The 16,469-nt window shown below is 53.0% G+C and carries 19 protein-coding genes; 3 read left to right on the top strand and 16 right to left on the bottom strand.

The genetic code is table 11. The features are described from left to right. The first annotated feature begins 152 nt into the window (after window positions 1-152). On the top strand, window positions 153-1,703 hold the full coding sequence (mltF, locus tag SK38_RS00165; RefSeq protein WP_048234702.1) for a membrane-bound lytic murein transglycosylase MltF: 1,551 nt from the start codon (window positions 153-155) through the stop codon (window positions 1,701-1,703). Between the two features lie 40 nt (window positions 1,704-1,743). Here the strand turns inward: mltF and tadA are convergent, their stop codons facing one another. From tadA to murQ, 4 genes are read right to left on the bottom strand one after another with little or no spacing between them, the layout of a single operon-like run. Beyond that, window positions 1,744-2,280 carry a tRNA adenosine(34) deaminase TadA gene (gene tadA, locus SK38_RS00160; protein ID WP_071845284.1) on the bottom strand — a complete coding sequence of 179 codons (537 nt, stop codon included), beginning with the start codon at window positions 2,278-2,280 and terminating at the stop codon, window positions 1,744-1,746. 28 nt (window positions 2,281-2,308) lie between these two features. Beyond that, window positions 2,309-2,944 carry a phosphatidylglycerophosphatase C gene (gene yfhb, locus SK38_RS00155; RefSeq protein ID WP_048234700.1) on the bottom strand — a complete coding sequence of 212 codons (636 nt, stop codon included), beginning with the start codon at window positions 2,942-2,944 and terminating at the stop codon, window positions 2,309-2,311. A 3-nt stretch (window positions 2,945-2,947) separates the two neighbouring features. Beyond that, the gene (locus tag SK38_RS00150) at window positions 2,948-4,312 is read right to left on the bottom strand and encodes a PTS transporter subunit EIIC (protein ID WP_008785492.1); all 1,365 of its coding nucleotides are present in this window, start codon (window positions 4,310-4,312) and stop codon (window positions 2,948-2,950) included. A 9-nt stretch (window positions 4,313-4,321) separates the two neighbouring features. Beyond that, complete coding sequence (murQ, locus tag SK38_RS00145) at window positions 4,322-5,215, bottom strand: N-acetylmuramic acid 6-phosphate etherase (protein WP_048234699.1); 894 nt, start codon at window positions 5,213-5,215, stop codon at window positions 4,322-4,324. A 117-nt stretch (window positions 5,216-5,332) separates the two neighbouring features. Between murQ and SK38_RS00140 the strand changes: the two genes are divergently transcribed. Then, window positions 5,333-6,181, top strand: a complete 849-nt coding sequence (locus SK38_RS00140; RefSeq protein ID WP_032944256.1) for a MurR/RpiR family transcriptional regulator — start codon at window positions 5,333-5,335, stop codon at window positions 6,179-6,181. A 55-nt stretch (window positions 6,182-6,236) separates the two neighbouring features. Then, window positions 6,237-6,497: a YfhL family 4Fe-4S dicluster ferredoxin gene (locus tag SK38_RS00135; RefSeq protein ID WP_003037590.1), complete on the top strand. Its 261-nt coding sequence runs from the start codon at window positions 6,237-6,239 to the stop codon at window positions 6,495-6,497. Between the two features lie 106 nt (window positions 6,498-6,603). On the opposite strand, the gene acpS is transcribed toward SK38_RS00135, so the two are convergent. From acpS to rseD, 12 genes are all read right to left on the bottom strand, one after another. Then, window positions 6,604-6,984, bottom strand: a complete 381-nt coding sequence (gene acpS / locus SK38_RS00130) for a holo-ACP synthase (RefSeq protein ID WP_003037588.1) — start codon at window positions 6,982-6,984, stop codon at window positions 6,604-6,606. Continuing rightward, on the bottom strand, window positions 6,984-7,715 hold the full coding sequence (gene pdxJ, locus SK38_RS00125) for a pyridoxine 5'-phosphate synthase (protein WP_008785494.1): 732 nt from the start codon (window positions 7,713-7,715) through the stop codon (window positions 6,984-6,986). The genes acpS and pdxJ overlap by 1 nt, the downstream gene beginning before the upstream one ends. A 15-nt stretch (window positions 7,716-7,730) precedes the next feature. Beyond that, the gene (gene recO / locus SK38_RS00120) at window positions 7,731-8,441 is read right to left on the bottom strand and encodes a DNA repair protein RecO (protein WP_048234697.1); all 711 of its coding nucleotides are present in this window, start codon (window positions 8,439-8,441) and stop codon (window positions 7,731-7,733) included. A 27-nt stretch (window positions 8,442-8,468) separates the two neighbouring features. After that, on the bottom strand, window positions 8,469-9,374 hold the full coding sequence (gene era, locus SK38_RS00115) for a GTPase Era (RefSeq protein WP_003037581.1): 906 nt from the start codon (window positions 9,372-9,374) through the stop codon (window positions 8,469-8,471). After that, window positions 9,371-10,051 (bottom strand): ribonuclease III, encoded by a 681-nt coding sequence (gene rnc / locus SK38_RS00110; protein ID WP_003037579.1) that lies wholly within the window; start codon window positions 10,049-10,051, stop codon window positions 9,371-9,373. Before rnc ends, era begins: the two co-directional genes overlap by 4 nt. 269 nt (window positions 10,052-10,320) lie before the next feature. Then, entirely contained in the window at window positions 10,321-11,295 is a 975-nt protein-coding gene (gene lepB / locus SK38_RS00105; protein ID WP_003835329.1) for a signal peptidase I, read from the bottom strand. 15 nt (window positions 11,296-11,310) lie between these two features. Further along, entirely contained in the window at window positions 11,311-13,110 is a 1,800-nt protein-coding gene (gene lepA, locus SK38_RS00100; RefSeq protein WP_048234695.1) for a translation elongation factor 4, read from the bottom strand. Between the two features lie 270 nt (window positions 13,111-13,380). Then, window positions 13,381-13,845 (bottom strand): SoxR-reducing system protein RseC, encoded by a 465-nt coding sequence (gene rseC, locus SK38_RS00095; RefSeq protein ID WP_048225094.1) that lies wholly within the window; start codon window positions 13,843-13,845, stop codon window positions 13,381-13,383. Then, a complete protein-coding gene (gene rseB, locus SK38_RS00090) occupies window positions 13,842-14,798 on the bottom strand; it encodes a sigma-E factor regulatory protein RseB (protein ID WP_003835334.1) in 957 nt (318 codons plus the stop codon). The genes rseC and rseB overlap by 4 nt, the downstream gene beginning before the upstream one ends. After that, window positions 14,798-15,448, bottom strand: a complete 651-nt coding sequence (gene rseA / locus SK38_RS00085) for an anti-sigma-E factor RseA (protein ID WP_008785497.1) — start codon at window positions 15,446-15,448, stop codon at window positions 14,798-14,800. Before rseA ends, rseB begins: the two co-directional genes overlap by 1 nt. 31 nt (window positions 15,449-15,479) lie before the next feature. Further along, complete coding sequence (gene rpoE, locus SK38_RS00080) at window positions 15,480-16,055, bottom strand: RNA polymerase sigma factor RpoE (RefSeq protein ID WP_003037573.1); 576 nt, start codon at window positions 16,053-16,055, stop codon at window positions 15,480-15,482. Next, window positions 16,052-16,216 carry a rpoE leader peptide RseD gene (rseD, locus tag SK38_RS24845; protein ID WP_122973798.1) on the bottom strand — a complete coding sequence of 55 codons (165 nt, stop codon included), beginning with the start codon at window positions 16,214-16,216 and terminating at the stop codon, window positions 16,052-16,054. The genes rpoE and rseD overlap by 4 nt, the downstream gene beginning before the upstream one ends. Window positions 16,217-16,469: the final 253 nt, after the last annotated feature.

Genomic DNA, 16,469 nt, shown 5'->3' with positions numbered 1-16,469 from the left:
CGACCGTCACTTATCATCAAATGCGGTCAGATTTCTGAATAAGTTGCCAACTGACGCAAGTTTAAGCAAAATGCCGTTCATTAATGACGACTTCACTTCTTAATCAACACCACAGCAGACAGAGACAACGTACGGTTCAGAGAATTAACTAATTGAAAAAATTAAAGATTAATTATCTGTTCATCGGCATATTGACGCTGTTGTTGGCAGCGGCCCTTTGGCCATCTATCCCCTGGTTCGGTAAAGCCGAAAATCGTATCGCCGCCATTCAGTCGCGGGGAGAGCTGCGCGTCAGTACCATTGATTCGCCATTAACTTACGCGACCCTCAACGGCAAAAAATTCGGTCTGGATTATGAACTGGCCCAGGAATTTGCCGACTACTTAGGCGTGAAGTTAAAAGTTACCGTACGCCAGAACATCAGCCAGCTTTTTGACGACCTGGATAACGGCAATGCCGACCTGCTAGCCGCAGGCCTGGTCTATAACAGCGAGCGGGTTAAAAATTACCAGCCCGGCCCGACCTATTATTCGGTTTCACAACAGCTGGTGTACCGGGTTGGGCAATACCGTCCGCGCACGCTTGCCACGGTGAACGAAAACCAACTGACTATCGCCCCGGGGCACGTGGTGGTTAATGACCTCCAGCAGCTAAAAGAGAAAAAATTTCCCGATCTGAGCTGGAAAGTCGATGACAAAAAGGGCACCACCGAACTGCTTGATGATGTAATCGCCGGAAAGCTGGATTACACCATTGCCGATTCTGTTGCCATCAGCTTATATCAACGCGTGCATCCTGAGCTGGCCGTAGCGCTCGACGTCTCTGACGAACAACCGGTGACATGGTTTAGTCGGCTGGACGATGACAACACGCTGTCTGCCGCCCTACTGGATTTCTTCAACACCATGAATGAAGACGGTTCTCTGGCACGGCTGGAAGAGAAATATCTCGGGCATGGCGATGATTTTGACTATGTTGATACCCGCTCCTTTTTACGCGCCGTAGACAGCGTGTTGCCGGACCTCAAGCCGCTGTTTGAGAAATATGCGCAAGAGATAGACTGGCGACTGCTGGCCGCTATCTCGTATCAGGAATCACACTGGGACGCGCAGGCCACCTCTCCAACCGGCGTACGTGGGCTGATGATGTTGACCAAAAATACTGCCCAGAGTCTCGGGCTGACCGACCGTACCGATGCCGAACAGAGTATCAGCGGCGGCGCGCGATACTTGCAGGATATGATGAGTAAAGTACCGGATACCGTCCCCGAAGGAGAACGCATCTGGTTTGCCCTTGCAGCCTATAACATGGGTTATGCACACATGCTGGATGCGCGGGCGCTGACGGTGAAAACCAAAGGCAATCCGAACAGTTGGTCTGACGTAAAACAGCGATTACCGCTGCTCAGCCAAAAGCCGTATTACAACAAGCTGACCTATGGCTATGCGCGTGGCCACGAAGCTTACGCCTATGTGGAAAATATCCGTAAGTATCAGATTAGCCTGGTGGGATATCTGCAAGAGAAAGAAAAACAGGCGATAGAAACGCAGCAACTGGCGCAGGATTACCCGACGGTGGCGCCCGCAGAACTATTAGGTAAAGAGAAATTCCCGCTTTCGGCGTTTCTGTCTCAAACGTCGTCAAACTACCTGACGCACTCCCCTTCCCTGCTGTTTTCACCGCATAAAAAAGAGGAGAAGTAGTCTTGTACGCCTGATAAGCGCACTGCCATCAGGCTGAGAGTTACTGATTAGCAGATTTTTTCAGGGCTTTGATTTCCTGCCGGCGCATGCGGAAGAAATCACTGAGCAACGTGGCACATTCATCCCGCAGTACCCCCTCTGTCACTTCAACCCGATGATTCATTCCAGGGTGATGCAGTACATCCATTAATGACCCGGCAGCGCCCGTTTTCGCATCGCGCGCGCCAAAAACGACCCGACCGATACGGCTGTGCACCATCGCGCCCGCGCACATCACGCACGGTTCCAGAGTGACGTACAGGGTGGCATCTAACAGGCGGTAGTTTTGCAGCACCAGGCCGCCCTGACGCAACGCCATAATCTCAGCGTGGGCAGTCGGATCATGATGTCCAATCGGGCGGTTCCAGCCTTCGCCAATCACTCGGTTGTTATGTACCAATACCGCACCCACCGGGACTTCACGCTCATCCCAGGCGCGCTTAGCCAGCGTTAAAGCATGACGCATCCAGTATTCGTGGCTAAATTCAACATCTGACAAAGGGGTAACTCCAGTAATCAAAGCGGGCGCATTATACACGTCATACTTCAAATTGCATGTGCGTTAGCTATTCGAGTTGCTGAAGCTCTCCGCGCGGCGTGACGCGCCAGCGATGCTGGCAAAAAGAGAGCAGCGGATTGTCCTGATTACTGTCACTATAGCCACTGTAAAGCTGTAGCGGCGCGCCAATGTGGCGTTCCAGTTGTGTCACTTTCTCATGGCCCAGACAGCGCAAAGTCAGTACCCAACCGCCGTATCCCCGCGCCATTTTGCTGGCGATCAGATTGACTCGCGGTAGCCATGGAGTATCAAAGTAAACCTGCTCGACCAGTGACTGCGGAGAGCCGGTAATAAGCCAGATATCAGCGTCAGAGCTTAACAGGTAGGTTGTCAGCCGCTGCTGCACGAGCGGAAACGCCGTCACGTTACTGCGAAACCAGCGCACAAAGTCGGCCTGATGCGCTTTCAGACGCGCCTCACTGCGGCCAAAAGTGCATCCCCATAACAGCAGGCTCATTGGCCAGCGGGCGGCACGTCCTTTTATCAGCAACGCCAGCGCAATCACCGGTAATAGAGGCAGCACAAGCAACGCATTCAGCGGCTGGCGACGCAGCAGATAACGAATAAAACTACCGAACATATCCTGCTGGTGTAACGTGCCATCCAAATCAAAAAAGACAACGCGGCGCTGGTGATTGGTCAAACCTTATTCCTCTGGATCAGTGAATCCCAATAGCCAGGTAAACAGGAACCCGGCGATAACTGCTACCAGATAGCCTAACAGATAGAACATCACTTTTCCGGCAACAATCGTCAGTGCCAGCGGTAACCCGGAGATGCCAAAGGTGATGACCGTCGCCACCTTCCAGTAGCTAATCAGCGCCCCACCTACCGCGCCGCCAAGACAGGCACCGATAAACGGCTTACCCAACGGCAGCGTTACGCCAAAAATCAGCGGCTCGCCAATCCCCAGCAGTCCGACCGGTAGCGCCCCTTTGATCACTTTCTTTAGCCGCGCATTACGAGTTTTCATCAGAACCGCGATCGCAGCACCTATTTGCCCAACGCCCGCCATCGCCAGGATCGGAAAAAGCGCGTTATAACCGTGTGCCTGAACCAGCTCAACGTGGATGGGCACCAATCCCTGATGAAGTCCGGTGAGCACCAACGGCAGAAAGGTACCTGCCAGCACGGCACCGACCAGAAAACCGCCGCGATCGATAGCCCAGGATGCGCCGTGAGCGATAGATTCAGAAATCCATCCGCCAAGCGGTTGCAGCGCCACAATCGCGATTACGCCGGTAATGATGGTGGTTAGCAGCGGGTTAAGGATAAGCTCCAGTGATTCCGGCAACAGCGTGCGGAATTTACGTTCGATCCAGCACATCAGCGCAACCACCAGCAATACCGCAATAACCCCACCGCGCCCCGGCTGCAACGCTTCGCCAAACAGGGTAATTTGCGCCAGCTGAGGGCTGGAAAGGATCCCCGCCATCACCCCGCCCATTGCCAGGGAGCCACCGAAAACTTTGGCGGTATTCACCCCGACCAGAATATTCATAATGGCAAACACGGCGCTGCCAAATATGCCCATCAACCCCAGCATATTTGGATAGTGGGTCGCAAAATCCCCCACGATATCCGGGCGCTTAAGGATGTTAATAATCCCGGTAATCAAACCGGAGGCGATAAACGCCGGAATAAGAGGGATAAAGACGTTCGCCAGCTTGCGCAGCGCATCGCTCATCGGCGCTTTGTACTTCGCTTTGGCCTCTGACTTGGTGCGCTCAATATCATTGGCACCTGCTCGCTCGCCGCCATCGGCAATCAGGGAACGCATGGCATCCACCACTTTGGCAGCTTTACCGGGGCCGACAATAATCTGGTGCTGTGCGCCCTGCTTCACGTAGCCGCTAACGCCGGGCAGTTGCCTGAGGCGGGGAATATCGATCTGCCCGTCATCCTGAACTTCCACCCTGACACGGGTCATACAGTTTTCCAGACGCAGAATATTGTTCTCTCCGCCAACGCCCAGCAGGATGTCGCTGGCCAGCAACGCCGTCTTATCCATATACACCTCTTAGTGTTCTAACGCCGCGCGTAAAAAACCCTGGTGAGCGGCAAGCTTTTCGCGGGCGGCAGCGGCATCCAGACCGGTGAGCGCCATTAAAATAGCTGGCTTAACATCATAATCCGTCTGCTTCAGCAGCGTTTCAGCTTGAGCCCGCGCAATACCGGTGGCTTCAACTACCATACGGCACGCCCGATCGACCAGTTTGACGTTGGTTGCCTGCATATCCACCATCAGGTTCTGGTACACCTTGCCAAATTTCACCATCGCGCCGGTGGAGATCATATTGAGCACCAGCTTTTGCGCGGTGCCGGATTTCAGTCGTGTTGACCCGGTCAGCGCCTCAGGCCCCACTACCGGAGAAATGGCAATATCCGCTTCATGCGCGATAGGGGAATCCGGATTGCAAGAAATAGCCGCCGTTGTACAGCCCACCGAACGCGCATATTTCAACCCGCCAATTACATACGGCGTACGACCAGAAGCTGCCAGCCCCACCACCAGATCCTGTGCGGTAAGATTGAGCGCGCGCAGATCGTCTTCGCCTAGCTGCGGGTTATCTTCTGCGCCTTCTACTGCCTTCAGCAAAGCGCCCGGTCCCCCGGCAATCAGCCCAACCACCAGACCGTGTGGGACGCCGAAGGTCGGTGGGCATTCAGACGCGTCCAGCACCCCAAGACGCCCGCTGGTACCTGCTCCCATGTAAATAATGCGTCCACCGGCTTTTAGCGCGTCAGCTGCCGCATCAACCGCGCGTGCAACTTCAGGAAGAGTTGCTTTTACTGCTTCAGCTACCAGCGTATCCTGTTGATTAAAACGATGAACCAACTCCAGAGTGGAGAGCGCATCCAGATCCATGGTCTGAGGATTACGGGTTTCTGAAACTAACGCACCGAGATTCATTTTTTGTTCCTTAGGAATTTTTAATTCATAATAATCTGTCATAATGGAATATTATATTCACTAAGGCGAGTGATATTTTGTTTTGTAATCGCCATCACATTTTCGCCAGGAGAAAGCATGAACTGTTTAATTCGCATTCGTCAGCGTTATCCGGATCTCGCGCAAAGCGATAAAAAACTTGCGGATTATCTTCTTGCTCAGCCGGATACTGCGCGTCATCTCAGTTCACAACAGCTGGCCTTTGAAGCGGGCGTCAGCCAGTCCAGCGTGGTGAAATTCGCGCAAAAGATGGGCTTTAAAGGATTCCCGGCACTCAAACTGGCGATTAGCGAAGCATTGGCCAGCAATCCTAATCCCCATTCCATTCCGGTACATAATCAGATTCGCGGTGACGACCCGATGCGAATGGTAGGCGAGAAACTGATTAAAGAGAACGTGGCGGCGATGCATGCAACGCTGGACGTCAACAGCGAAGAGAAACTGATGGAGAGCGTCACGATGCTGCGTTCAGCCCGCCGCATTATCGTGACCGGGATTGGCGCATCGGGTCTGGTGGCACAAAATTTTGCCTGGAAGCTGCTGAAGATTGGTTTTAACGCGGTGGTGGAACGCGATATGCACGCCCTACTGGCGACGGTGCAGGCGCTTTCGCCTAACGATCTACTGCTGGCCATTTCGTATACCGGAGAGCGTCGCGAACTCAACCTGGCTGCGGATGAAACGTTGCGCACCGGCGCGAAAATCCTCGCCATCACCGGATTTACACCGAACGCCCTGCAGCAACGGGCAAGTCATTGTCTGTACACCATTGCCGAAGAGCAGGCCACGCGCAGCGCAGCGATTTCCTCCACCCATGCGCAAATGATGCTCACTGATTTACTGTTTATGGCGCTGGTACAGCAGGATCTGGAGCATGCCCCGGAACGTATTCGCCACAGTGAGGCACTGGTAAAAAAACTGGTCTGAGCAAAGAATGCGCGTATAATGCCCGCCCGATTTGTGATGTTTTGAGAGTTTCCTGATGGCCCTGTTAATCACTAAAAAGTGTATCAATTGCGATATGTGCGAGCCCGAATGCCCGAATGAGGCGATTTCGATGGGTGATAGCATTTACGAGATTAACAGCGACAAGTGTACGGAATGCGTAGGCCATTACGACACGCCAACCTGCCAGAAGGTGTGCCCGATCCCCAATACTATTTTGAAAGATCCGGCGCATGTCGAAACAGAAGAGCAGCTGTGGGATAAGTTTGTGCTGATGCACCACGCCGATAAACTTTAGCCGCGTCGCCATCTGGCGATGAAACCCCTACCCTGCCCCTGCAACAAACGCATAACCCGTAGGCCGGATAAGACGCTACGCGTCGCCATCCGGCATCGTCCTGAATCTAACTTTCGATAATCACCGTGGCGCAGGCGTAGTGACGCTCATCGGCCAGCGTCACATGCATGTGCGCAACGCCGAGTTTTTCCGCCAGTTTTAACGCCTCTCCCCATAATCGCAAACGCGGCTTACCAAGTTCGTCGTTAAAGACTTCAAACTGATTAAATGCCAGCCCATTGCGAATACCCGTGCCAAAGGCTTTTGCTGCCGCCTCTTTGACTGCAAAACGCTTCGCCAGAAAACGCACCGGCTGCTGATGCGTTTCCCAGATTGCCCATTCGTTGTCGCTGAGCACACGTCTTGCCAGGCGGTCGCCGGAACGGGAGATCACCGCTTCGATGCGGGCAATCTCCACGATATCCGTACCTAATCCCAGAATCGCCATTAGCCACGCGCTTCCAGCATCAGGCGCTTCATTTCGACTACGGCCTCTTTCAGGCCGCTCATCACCGCACGTCCAATAATGGCATGGCCAATGTTCAGCTCGTGCATTTCCGGGATCCGCGCGATAGCTTTAACGTTGTGATACGTCAGACCGTGACCCGCATTCACCTTCAGGCCAAGACTTGCAGCATAGGTTGCCGCTTTGGCGATACGCGCCAGTTCGCTGGCCTGTTCTGCGTCGGTTTTCGCATCGGCGTAACAGCCGGTGTGAATCTCAATAAACGGTGCGCCAACTTCCGCAGCGGCCTTAATCTGTTCTTCATCGGCATCGATAAACAGCGAAACCAGAATGCCTGCGTCCGCCAGCCGTTTGCAGGCATCGCGCATCTTGTCACGCTGACCGGCGACGTCCAGCCCACCTTCAGTGGTAACTTCCTGACGTTTTTCCGGCACCAGGCAGCAAAAATGCGGCTTAGTCTCAACGGCAATCGACAGCATCTCTTCGGTGACTGCCATTTCCAGATTCATGCGCGTATCCAGCGTCTGGCGCAAAATACGTACGTCACGGTCGGTGATATGACGACGGTCTTCACGCAGGTGTACGGTAATACCGTCCGCGCCCGCCTGTTCAACGATAAACGCTGCCTGAACCGGGTCCGGATATGCGGTACCGCGTGCATTACGTAAAGTGGCAATGTGGTCAATGTTGACGCCTAACAGTAATTCGGCCATGACAATCCTCGTTTTTTATTTTCGCTTCGGCATAAACTGCCGGAATAATTCGCGGCTCTTTAAGGGCTTACCACCAAGATACGGCTTTAACGCCATGCGGGTAAAGCGTTTCGCGACGCGAAGCGTATCAGCATCCGGAAATTCCCGCGATTCGAGTGCTTTCAGATGGCGTCCGGTAAAGGTGGCGTTATCAATCACTACGCTTGCGATAAACCCTTTTTCTTCCCTGTAGCGATAGGTCATGGTGTCGTCTACCGGCTCGCCGCTGCCCGCACAGTGGGCAAAATCGACGCCATACCCCAGATGACCAAGTAAGGCTAGCTCAAAGCGACGCAACGCAGGTTCTGGCGAACCCGTCGCGCCAGCCAGCGCCTGAATGCAGTTCAGGTAATCGAAAAAGAGTGCAGAAAAACGGGTTTCGTATTCGAGTACGCGCGATATAAGCTCGTTAATATACAAGCCGCTGTACAGCGTGATTCCGCTAAGGGGGAGTGCCAGAGAAACGGCTTCGGCGCTGCGCAAGGTTTTGACCTCGCCACGTCCACCAAAGCGAAGCAACAACGGGGTAAAAGGCTGGAGTGCGCCTTTAAGATTGGAGCGTTTGGAACGTGCGCCTTTAGCCACAAGGCGCACGCGACCCGACTCTTCCGTGAAGACGTCCAGCACGAGACTGGTTTCGCTCCAGGGGCGACTATGCAGGACAAAAGCGCGTTGCCATCCTTCCATATACTCGCCGTGTTTCAGAGGATGTGTTTAGACGTCGTCGCCGTAACCGAGGCTACGCAGCGCGCGTTCGTCATCGGCCCAGCCGGATTTCACTTTCACCCACAGTTCGAGGTGAACGGGCGCTTCGAACATCTCCTGCATGTCTTTACGCGCTTCGATGCCGATGGTTTTAATCTTGGCCCCTTTGTTGCCAATAACCATCTTCTTCTGCCCTTCACGTTCAACGAGGATCAGACCGTTGATATCGTAGCCACCGCGCTCGTTAGAGATAAAACGCTCAATCTCCACGGTAACGGAGTACGGCAGTTCAGCACCCAGAAAACGCATCAGCTTTTCACGGATGATTTCAGAGGCCATAAAGCGCTGAGAACGGTCGGTGATGTAATCTTCCGGGAAGTGATGAATAGCTTCAGGCAAATGCTTACGCACGATGCCCGCAACGGTATCGACATTCAAGCCGGTTTCGGCAGAAATCGGTACGATATCAAGGAAGTTCATCTGGCTTGCCAGGAACTGCAGGTGCGGCAGCAGATCGGCTTTTTCCTGAACGTTGTCGACTTTGTTGACGGCCAGAATAACCGGGGCTTTGCCATCACGCAGCTTGTTGAGCACCATTTCGTCGTCCGGCGTCCAGCGGGTGCCTTCGACAACGAAAATAACCAGTTCAACATCACCGATCGAGCTGCTCGCCGCTTTGTTCATCAGGCGGTTAATAGCCCGTTTTTCTTCCATATGCAGACCCGGGGTATCAACATAAATCGCCTGATACGCGCCTTCGGTATGGATGCCAACAATACGGTGACGTGTTGTCTGAGCCTTACGTGAGGTAATAGAAATCTTCTGCCCAAGCAGATTATTCAACAGGGTGGATTTGCCGACGTTCGGGCGACCGACGATAGCAATAAATCCGCAGTAAGTTTTCTCTTCGCTCATTCCAGCTCCAGTTTTTTCAACGCCTGTTCGGCGGCAGCCTGCTCAGCCTTACGACGGCTCGAACCTGTGCCAACCACCGGTTCACTCAGGCCGCTGACCTGGCAGTGGATAGTAAATTCTTGATCGTGTGCTTCACCACGGACCTGTACAACCAAATAAGACGGCAGAGGCAGGTGGCGGCCCTGCAAATATTCCTGCAGGCGCGTTTTCGGATCTTTTTGTTTGTCGCCTGGGCTAATTTCATCCAGACGAGTTTGATACCAGTTCAGGATCAATTGCTCAACGGTTTGAATATCGCTGTCGAGGAAGACGCCGCCGATCAAAGCTTCAACGGTATCCGCCAGGATTGATTCACGACGGAAGCCGCCGCTTTTCAGCTCACCTGGCCCCAAACGTAAACATTCACCGAGGTCAAACTCACGGGCTAATTCAGCCAGCGTATTGCCGCGAACCAGCGTCGCGCGCATGCGGCTCATATCGCCTTCATCCACACGCGGGAAACGGTGATACAGCGCATTAGCGATAACAAAGCTCAAAATAGAGTCGCCTAAAAATTCTAAACGCTCGTTATGTTTGCTGCTGGCGCTCCGGTGAGTTAATGCCTGCTGCAACAGCTCCTGATGATTAAAAGTGTAGCCCAGCTTCCGTTGAAGCCGATTAATTACGATGGGGTTCATGCGATACCAATAAATGAATGCGTCAACAATTCAGCACACGAAACAGACCTGATATACGCATTTCGCTGAGCCATCCGGCTTCGCCTGCATGCTTTTGTATACAAACCAACGCTGTTTCGTGTGCCGTGGCAACCTGTCGGTGCCAACCTAAAACTTCGGGGGAATATTCTATACACAACGACAAGGGATGTCGTTAGTCTGCGGGAATTTATCCGAGAAATAATTCACGCTGCCGCCGTAATGACGACAACGTGAACGATTATCGGTGATTAGTGAATGCCACCAATACGGCTTAAACGCACACCGGTCGGCCATTCACCTTCTTGCTTATCGAAACTCATCCAGATAGCGGTCGCTTTACCAACCAGATTCGCTTCCGGTACAAATCCCCAGTAACGGCTGTCCGCGCTGTTATCACGGTTATCACCCATCATGAAGTAGTGTCCCGGCGGAACGATCCAGGTTGCCAACGGCTGACCAGGTTGACGGTAATACATCCCCACCTGATCCTGCGCAATCGGCACGGTCAGAATGCGGTGCGTAACCTCACCCAGCGTTTCTTTACGCTCAGAAAGGCGAATACCGTTCTCTTTCGTTTCGTTCAGCGGAACTTCAAAGAAGCCGCTGGTCGCTTCACCGCCGTTACGACGAGCAAAGGTCTGTACAAAATCACTTGGCTGAACATCAGAGTACGTTACCGGCAGCGCGTTTTCACACGCCTGACCGGAACGGCATCCTGGCTGAATAGTCACCTCTTTCGCCACTGGATCGTACGTTACTTTGTCTCCCGGTAAACCGACAGCACGTTTAATGTAGTCCAGACGCGGATCTTCCGGGTATTTAAACACCACGATATCACCGCGTTTCGGATGACCGGTTTCGATCAACGTTTTCTGGTAAATCGGATCTTTAATCCCGTAGGCGAATTTCTCCACCAGGATAAAGTCACCGATAAGCAGCGTCGGCATCATCGAACCTGACGGGATCTGGAATGGTTCATAGATAAATGAACGCACCACCAGCACAATCGCCAGTACCGGGAAAACGGACGCCCCGGTTTCCAGCCAGCCTGGCTTAGGTGCCACTTTTTTCAGCGTAGCTTTATCCAGTGAATCACCTGCAGCAGCTTGCGCTGCTGCCTGACGCTCCCGGCGCTTTGGCGCGAAGATGAATTTATCTACGCACCATAAAATGCCCGTCACCAGTGTGGCAATCACCAGAATCAGGGCAAACATGTTCGCCATGCCAACTCCTTAAGATTATTTGCTGTCTTTACCGACATGCAGAATGGCGAGGAACGCTTCCTGCGGCAGTTCGACGTTACCGATCTGCTTCATGCGCTTTTTACCCTCTTTCTGTTTTTGCAGCAGCTTTTTCTTACGGCTGATATCGCCACCGTAGCATTTCGCCAGAACGTTTTTACGCAGCTGCTTAACCGTTGAACGCGCGATGATGTGCGTACCAATGGCCGCCTGGATCGCGATATCAAACTGCTGGCGAGGGATCAGATCTTTCATCTTCTCAACCAGTTCACGGCCACGGCTCTGGGAGTTGTCGCGGTGGGTAATCAGCGCCAGCGCATCGACACGTTCGTTGTTGATAAGGACATCAACACGCACCATGTCAGACGCCTGGAAGCGTTTGAAGTTATAGTCCAGCGACGCGTAGCCGCGAGAGGTCGACTTCAGACGGTCGAAGAAATCGAGTACGACTTCCGCCATTGGAATCTCATACGTCAGCGCCACCTGGTTACCGTGGTAAACCATGTTGGTCTGGACGCCACGCTTCTCGATACACAGGGTGATGACGTTGCCAAGGTAAGCCTGCGGCAGCAGCATGTGACACTCAGCGATCGGCTCACGCAGTTCGTAGATGTTGTTCAGCGGCGGCAGCTTGGACGGGCTATCGACGTAGATAGTCGCCTTCGCCGTGGTTTCGACTTCGTAGACTACGGTCGGCGCGGTGGTGATCAGATCCAGATCGTATTCACGCTCCAGACGTTCCTGAATGATCTCCATGTGCAGCAGACCAAGGAAGCCACAACGGAAGCCGAAGCCCAGCGCGGTAGAGCTTTCCGGTTCGTAGAACAGGGAGGCGTCGTTCAGGCTCAGCTTGCCAAGCGCGTCACGGAAGTTTTCGTAGTCGTCAGAGCTCACCGGGAACAGACCGGCGTAAACCTGCGGCTTCACTTTTTTAAAGCCAGGCAGCGGTTTGTCTGCCGGGTTACGCGCCTGTGTCAGGGTATCACCAACCGGTGCGCCGAGGATGTCTTTAATCGCACAAACCAACCAACCTACCTCGCCGCATTTCAGCTCGGTACGGTCAACCTGTTTTGGCGTGAAGATGCCCAGACGGTCAGCGTTATAGACCTGACCGGTGCTCATTACTTTAATTTTGTCGCCTTTACGCATGGTGCCGTTTTTAATACGCACCAGTGACACCACGCCAAGGTAGTTATCGAACCAGGAGTCGATGATCAGCGCCTGCAATGGGCCTTCCGGATCGCCTTCCGGCGGCGGAATGTCGCGTACCAGACGTTCAAGAACGTCAGTGACGCCAACGCCGGTTTTCGCCGAGCAGCGAACGGCATCTGTCGCATCGATACCGACGATATCTTCGATCTCTTCCGCTACGCGTTCAGGATCGGCGGCTGGCAGGTCAATTTTATTCAGTACCGGTACTACCTCCAGATCCATTTCCATGGCGGTATAGCAGTTAGCCAGGGTCTGCGCTTCTACGCCCTGTCCGGCATCAACCACCAGCAATGCGCCTTCACAGGCAGCAAGCGAGCGGGAAACTTCATACGAGAAGTCAACGTGGCCCGGGGTGTCGATAAAGTTAAGCTGATAGGTTTCACCATCAGATGCTTTGAAATCGAGCGTCACGCTCTGCGCTTTGATAGTAATACCGCGCTCACGCTCAAGATCCATCGAGTCGAGAACCTGCGCTTCCATTTCACGGTCAGACAGGCCACCGCAGATCTGGATAATACGGTCAGACAGCGTCGATTTACCGTGGTCGATGTGAGCTATGATTGAAAAGTTACGTATGTTCTTCATATAGTGTAATTATTGTGCCTTACGCCCGCCGGAGCAGGCTCTGAGAAGTCGCTGATCTGAGCTTAACGTCTGTTTAAGTGAAACGCCGCATTCTACACTACAACGCTGAGGCGAGGAAACGTTCATAGAGCAAGGATAGCGGGAACTGGAAACAACCTTGCAAAGTCGGTGAAACTTTTGCCGGATGGCGGCATAAACGCCTTATCCGGCCTACGCCTGCATCTGAGCACGCTGTAGACCTGATAAGCGCAACGCCATCAGGCAAAGATATCACTGCTGGGTTTCGACGCGAATAAGATCGGGTGGGAGAGCAACGTTCAGAATGACCGGCTGCCAGGCTTCGCGCTCAGCAAGCTTACGAGAGTATCCACGAGCAATCAGGAATCCGCCCACGCCCCCCAGCACTGCGCCGCTTAATGCCGCAAGATCGGAACCAAACAGCACCTGGAACAGCGCCGCGAAAAGAAACAGTCCCGCCAACGGAGACATGTAGACCAGCATCGCCGATCCCAACAGGCTACCTTCGGCAATGCCCAGTTCAACTTTTTGACCAGGGGTCAAGGGTTCGTCGCAGGGCACCACGATAGTGTGTGTGGTCTGTGGTCCCAGTTTGTTCAGCACGCGGCTCCCGCATCCGGCCCGGGAAGCACAGCTGCTACATGATGCTTTAACATCGCAGCTGACCGTCGCCAGACCATTATGCCAGGAGACGACCGTCGCCCATTCTTTAATCATTGTGCTGCCCTGAACTTGATATTGTCCGCGATACGCTTCGCCGTTTGTGGTGGAAGCTCGCCCACAATCGTAATTTCCGCGTTATCACGCACGCTGGTGCTGACCGTTCTGCGGCCAGTACGCAGCAGTTGATCGGCGCTGTTCTGCGTCGCACGGTTTACGTTCACGGAGAAACTAAACAGGCCATCAGAATAAAGGCGTGATTCAATCGGCATGTTATCCATCGTCGGCAGCGGACGTCGACTGCTTGAGACCTCACTGAAACCTTGTGGCAACCACGACGGACTCCAGTTGAAGTTGGTTTTCTCGCCTGCAGGAACCGACAGCAACGGTGGTAAATTCGCTTTTGCTAACGTCTGCATGCTGTCGCTAACACCGTTATTCACGGTAAAGGAGATCACACGGAACTGTTCCAGCGTTTCGCCATCACGATCGAGGAGATCGACACGCATTGGCAGTTTGGTCTCCGTGTCCATCCAAACGATATAGCTGTAACGGGTGCCGTCACGCGCCACAACGCGGATCACTTCACAGAGCCGATCGGCAATACGGGTGCGGCCTACTGAGATAAAATCATAGTAGGGAGCAAGGCGTTTGAAATCGGTGTAAATCAGGGATGGCAGAGAGTCAACGATATAATCGCCGTTCAGCGTGAACGGTTCGAGACCAGGCTCAAAATAGCTAATTTCGTTGCCGCGTTGCACCACTTCCCGGCGCGGTCCATCCATTTGTAATAGTTGCGCGAGTGGACGGTTATCCTGGCGGGCATGACGATAACGTAGGGATTCAACACCCTGCTTATTGATGCTGACAAATGACAGCTCATAGGTTAGCGACTGGCTGGCCAGATTCATCTGCTGCAACAACGCCCCGGACGCAGGATTGGCCGAGGCGTTTACAGAGAAGAACAGGCTACCAGCCACAAGTGACATGGCAAACCAAAGTTGCTTCATTACTGCGATTGCGTTCCTAAAGTTTGAATTCCTGGCACCTGCACAGCGGCTTGCTGTGTTTGGGCCTGCTCAAACTGAAGCTGTTCAGAGTGCAGTCGACGTTGCAATTCGTAATCCTGCAACATGGCATTAATACGACGACGCTGCTCCTGTACCTGCTGTTGTTGACCGCCGCTGGCCGTCGCGTCAGAAGGTACACCCAAGCTAACCGGACTGGCTTTACCCATCATCGGTAATGTATTAAATACCGGTGTTTCGGGCTGCTGGGACGTTTCAGATTGCCCATTATAGTGCTGGACGCCAACGATAACTGCAAGTGATACGCACGCGGCCACACCCATTTGGGTAAGCTGCGCGGCCCACGGACGCATTTTCTTCCAGAATGGCATTTTCTGCCACTGGTGCGGTGCTGGCTGGGCCTCAGGAATCAATGGCGCCGTCTGGCGTACTGGCTCATCCTGGATGGCGGCCATTACGCGGGCGGAAATATCGAAATGGAGAACGTCGGCGGTATCACCTCGCATGGAATCGCGAATCAGGTGATAACTCTCCCAGGTTTTTTGCATTTCCGGGTCGTGAGTTAGCTCTTTGAGTAACTCAGTATCCAGCGTTTCGCCATCCATTAAAGCGGAAAGTTTCTCTTTCTGCATGCCTAATACCTTTTCCAGTATCCCGCTATCGTCAACGCCTGATAAGCGGTTGAACTTTATTATCAATAGCTTCCCTCGCTCGGAAGATACGTGAACGCACCGTACCTACCGGACAATCCATGATAGCGGCTATCTCTTCATAGCTCAGGCCATCCAGCTCCCGCAAGGTTATTGCCATGCGTAAATCTTCCGGGAGGGACTCAATAGTTCGGAAAACTATCTGTCTCAGTTCTTCTGACAACATTAAGTTCTCAGGGTTCGAAATTTCTTTCAGTGCTCCGCCACTTTCGTAATTTTCTGCTTCAATCGCATCAATATCACTGGAAGGTGGACGACGCCCCTGAGCGACCAGGTAATTCTTCGCTGTATTGACTGCAATACGATACAGCCAGGTATAAAAAGCGCTATCTCCCCGGAACGAGTCCAGCGCACGATAGGCTTTGATAAATGCTTCTTGTACTACATCGGGTACATCACCCGACGGTACATAGCGAGAAACCAGACTCGCCACCTTATGCTGATAGCGCACTACCAGTAGGTTGAAGGCTTTCTGATCTCCCTTCTGGACCCGTTCTACCAGGACCTGGTCCGTTAACTGCTCGCTCATCCGAGGTAAAGTCTCCCCAAACCAAATTTCCACGCGCTTTCGAAACGCCACTCCATCAGCTTCACTATGAGCAAGCAAATGCTTAGAGTGCTCAAGTTTCGTAAAGTTCCGTTACGCATTGTTTTTTGTTTGTCATGTTGTAGACAGGTCTTATCTCTCATTATAAGTCTACATAACCCGATCAACGCACTATCTGTACCGAAATGCCCATTTCACCGCTTGCAGAGTAACCCAACGGGCACTTTATTTCATCACATAATCTGATGCTAACGGCCTGCTTCACAAAATATTTTTGCCTATTTCGCCCTCATCATGCTTTTCCTTCATGTTTAGTCATTGCAACACATTTAAAAATAAAACGTGCAGTATCGCGCAATGTGGTGCTATGGTGACCAAACACTGTTTAGTAAATTA

It is taken from the genome of Citrobacter sp. MGH110, from assembly GCF_001037515.1.
GTDB lineage: Bacteria > Pseudomonadota > Gammaproteobacteria > Enterobacterales > Enterobacteriaceae > Citrobacter > Citrobacter portucalensis.
Note: the sequence above shows the minus strand (reverse complement) of the source record. Positions and strands in the feature narration are given on the sequence as shown.

Excerpts from the sequence above, each read along its gene's own strand:
- SK38_RS00135 (WP_003037590.1), top strand. The coding sequence starts at position 6,237 with ATGGCCCTGTTAATCACTAAAAAGTGTATCAATTGCGATATGTGCGAG.
- rseC (WP_048225094.1), bottom strand. The coding sequence starts at position 13,845 with ATGATTAAAGAATGGGCGACGGTCGTCTCCTGGCATAATGGTCTGGCG.
- SK38_RS00150 (WP_008785492.1), bottom strand. The coding sequence starts at position 4,312 with ATGGATAAGACGGCGTTGCTGGCCAGCGACATCCTGCTGGGCGTTGGC.
- rseB (WP_003835334.1), bottom strand. The coding sequence starts at position 14,798 with ATGAAGCAACTTTGGTTTGCCATGTCACTTGTGGCTGGTAGCCTGTTC.
- pdxJ (WP_008785494.1), bottom strand. The coding sequence starts at position 7,715 with ATGGCCGAATTACTGTTAGGCGTCAACATTGACCACATTGCCACTTTA.
- lepB (WP_003835329.1), bottom strand. The coding sequence starts at position 11,295 with ATGGCGAACATGTTTGCCCTGATTCTGGTGATTGCCACACTGGTGACG.
- lepA (WP_048234695.1), bottom strand. The coding sequence starts at position 13,110 with ATGAAGAACATACGTAACTTTTCAATCATAGCTCACATCGACCACGGT.
- rseD (WP_122973798.1), bottom strand. The coding sequence starts at position 16,216 with ATGAGAGATAAGACCTGTCTACAACATGACAAACAAAAAACAATGCGT.
- acpS (WP_003037588.1), bottom strand. The coding sequence starts at position 6,984 with ATGGCGATTCTGGGATTAGGTACGGATATCGTGGAGATTGCCCGCATC.
- rnc (WP_003037579.1), bottom strand. The coding sequence starts at position 10,051 with ATGAACCCCATCGTAATTAATCGGCTTCAACGGAAGCTGGGCTACACT.
- era (WP_003037581.1), bottom strand. The coding sequence starts at position 9,374 with ATGAGCGAAGAGAAAACTTACTGCGGATTTATTGCTATCGTCGGTCGC.
- rseA (WP_008785497.1), bottom strand. The coding sequence starts at position 15,448 with ATGCAGAAAGAGAAACTTTCCGCTTTAATGGATGGCGAAACGCTGGAT.
- recO (WP_048234697.1), bottom strand. The coding sequence starts at position 8,441 with ATGGAAGGATGGCAACGCGCTTTTGTCCTGCATAGTCGCCCCTGGAGC.
- SK38_RS00140 (WP_032944256.1), top strand. The coding sequence starts at position 5,333 with ATGAACTGTTTAATTCGCATTCGTCAGCGTTATCCGGATCTCGCGCAA.
- murQ (WP_048234699.1), bottom strand. The coding sequence starts at position 5,215 with ATGAATCTCGGTGCGTTAGTTTCAGAAACCCGTAATCCTCAGACCATG.
- rpoE (WP_003037573.1), bottom strand. The coding sequence starts at position 16,055 with ATGAGCGAGCAGTTAACGGACCAGGTCCTGGTAGAACGGGTCCAGAAG.